Origin of the sequence: Candidatus Proelusimicrobium excrementi, assembly GCF_937881865.1 — a bacterium.
GTDB lineage: Bacteria > Elusimicrobiota > Elusimicrobia > Elusimicrobiales > Elusimicrobiaceae > Proelusimicrobium > Proelusimicrobium excrementi.
On record NZ_CALGEO010000023.1, the window covers coordinates 1 to 2407 of the forward strand.

At 46.2% G+C, this 2407-nt stretch carries 3 protein-coding genes; 1 reads left to right on the forward strand and 2 read right to left on the reverse strand.

Translation table 11 applies throughout. The annotated features are described in order from the left end of the window. A partial coding sequence (locus tag ACQY26_RS01545) for a vWA domain-containing protein (RefSeq protein WP_428047323.1) occupies nucleotides 1–1139 on the forward strand: 1139 nt, incomplete at its 5' end. A 114-nt stretch (nucleotides 1140–1253) separates the two neighbouring features. On the opposite strand, the gene ACQY26_RS01550 is transcribed toward ACQY26_RS01545, so the two are convergent. After that, nucleotides 1254–1901 carry a hypothetical protein gene (locus tag ACQY26_RS01550; RefSeq protein ID WP_428047324.1) on the reverse strand — a complete coding sequence of 216 codons (648 nt, stop codon included), beginning with the start codon at nucleotides 1899–1901 and terminating at the stop codon, nucleotides 1254–1256. Beyond that, nucleotides 1901–2407: ankyrin repeat domain-containing protein (locus ACQY26_RS01555; protein ID WP_428047325.1), on the reverse strand; the 507-nt coding region annotated here is incomplete at its 5' end. The genes ACQY26_RS01555 and ACQY26_RS01550, both read right to left, overlap by 1 nt.

Here is a 2407-nt window from a genome sequence, read left to right on the forward strand (position 1 = left end):
CTAATACAGAATATAAATTTGCTATCAAAGTACTTGGTGGTGACAAAATAAGTTCGTCTCTAAGTGCAAAACGTAGTGTTGTAAAACTTGACAGCGTAAAAGTTAAGGATAAGAAACAAATTATTCAAGTGATAGACTCCCTCAGGGCAAGCGGGGCGACTTACGGGGAAGAAGGCCTTAAAAAAGCTTATGAAACCGCCAAAAAGAACTTCCTGCGCAAAGGCAATAACAGAATTATTATAACCAGCGACGGGGATTTCAACGTAGGGAGAACAAGCTCAAAAAGCATAGAGGAGCAAGTTTCCGAAGCGAAAGAAAGCGGAGTGTTTATAAGCGCGCTCGGCTTCGGAATGGGCAATTACCGTGACGCCCTTATGGAAACAATCGCCGATAAAGGCAACGGCAATTATGCTTATATCAATGATTTAAAAACGGCGCAAAAAGCTTTGGTAAGGGAATTTGGCGGGACGATGTTCACGGTTGCAAAAGACGTTAAATTTCAAGTTGAATTTAACCCGGCCAAAGTGGAAGATTACCGCCTTATCGGCTATGAAAAACGCGCCCTTAACAACGAGGACTTCAACGACGACAAAAAAGACGCGGGCGAAGTCGGCGCGGGCCACACCGTAACCGTGCTTTACGAAATACGCCCCAAAGGCGGGAAAGAAGCTTTGGACATTGACGAGCTTAAATATTCCCAAACGAAGTACGGAAATTCAGACGAAATTTTGACTGTAAAAATAAGGTATAAAGCCCCCGACGGCGACGAAAGCAAACTTATGAGCAAAACTCTTAAAGAAAAGGACTATAAACCCTTTAAGCAAGCCTCGGAAGATTTCCGTTTCGCTTCGGCGGCGGCCGCATTCGGCCAGGCGGTTAAAAACAGCGATTTTAAAGGCGATATATCTTTAAAAGAAATAGCGGATATCGCTTCCGCCGCAAAAGGCGTTGACGAAAACGGCGACAGAGCGGAATTCGTGCAGTTAATCCGCACCTATGACGCTTCAGAAGAGAACAATATCAGCGAAAAGGAAATAACACCCCAAGAGCCTCCAGTTTTGCAAATGCCCGACGAGGAGCCGATTCACATTTACAAACGGATAATGCCCGATGAGGAGCCCGCAGATTACAATTATTAAATTATCGCTAAAGTTCTAAGATAAAACATCCCCCGGTCATTTAAACTGACCGGGGGTATTTTTTACGGTTCAAACTTAGTATATTTTTTACTGCGCCAAGGAAATACCGCCAAACTAAAAAAGCCAAATAAGGTCAATATTTGTAGGATTTGCGCCCATACGGGAACAAAATTTTCCGCCTTTTTTGATATCATCTTCGGCCTTATCGGCATTTTGTATCATTACGTTACACTGCTTCAGCAGTTCTTGGCCAGCGGGACAGTATCCGTCATAAATACGTCTTATTGAATAAGAAGCCCGCAAAGTTTTGAACTTAGGGAAAGCGTGGATTTCCAACAGCGAATATTTGGAAGTTTTCCCCTCTTCCGTATAATTCAGTTCCTTAAAAACATTAACCAAAAAAGAATCGCCGTTTCCCAAAGTAAAAGTAAATTTTTCGGGCGTAAGCACTGCCTCCCCGGCGTCATGGACGTATCTGCTTGCGGAATAGTTCACTTCGGAAGAGGAGGGCGGTAGCTCAAAATCCAAAAGACGCAAATCGGCCGTATAATCCCCTTTCTTTGCGAAGTATTTTTGTTCCGCCGCAAAAATATTTTCCGTCTCCGTCCGCAGTTTATTATAATGGGCTTTATCCGCAAAAGAATCATATACGGCCCAGCCTATGAACGCAAACAATAAAATCCCCGCGCCGAGCCCGATTTTACGCGGAATATATTTTGACAGCCGTATCCCCAAAGAAACGCCGGTCATATATGAAGACATTACTTCGCCCCCGCGGCTTTAAGCAAGGCCGCTATTTCTTCAAAGCCGCCGGTTTCCGCTATTTTAAGCGCGTTTAAGCCGGTATCCTGCCCGTTAATAATGAGGGACGCGTTAAAGTCGGCGCCGGCCTCAATAAGAAGAGCGACAAAATCTTTATTGCCCGTTTGCGCCGCCATCATAAGCGGCGTATAGCCGCTGTCGCCGGCTGCGTTTAAATCGGCTTTCGCCCGTATCAAAAGCTTTGCGGCTTCTAGATTGCCTGAAGTGCAGGCAAAAAGCAAAGGAGAACCGACCGCCGGAGCCTTAACATTTACGTCGGCGCCGAGGGCGATTATCTCACCCAAGCGTTCATTATCCCCGGCCATTAAAGCATGGAACAAAGGCGTGAAGCCGGCTGCGTCGGGAGTATTGACGTTCTCCGCCGAAGGCAAAGGGGCAGGGGTAAAATCCGCCGACGGAGCTTCCCCCTCACGCGCGCCGTGTCCGCGTAAAATTTCCGCCAAAGC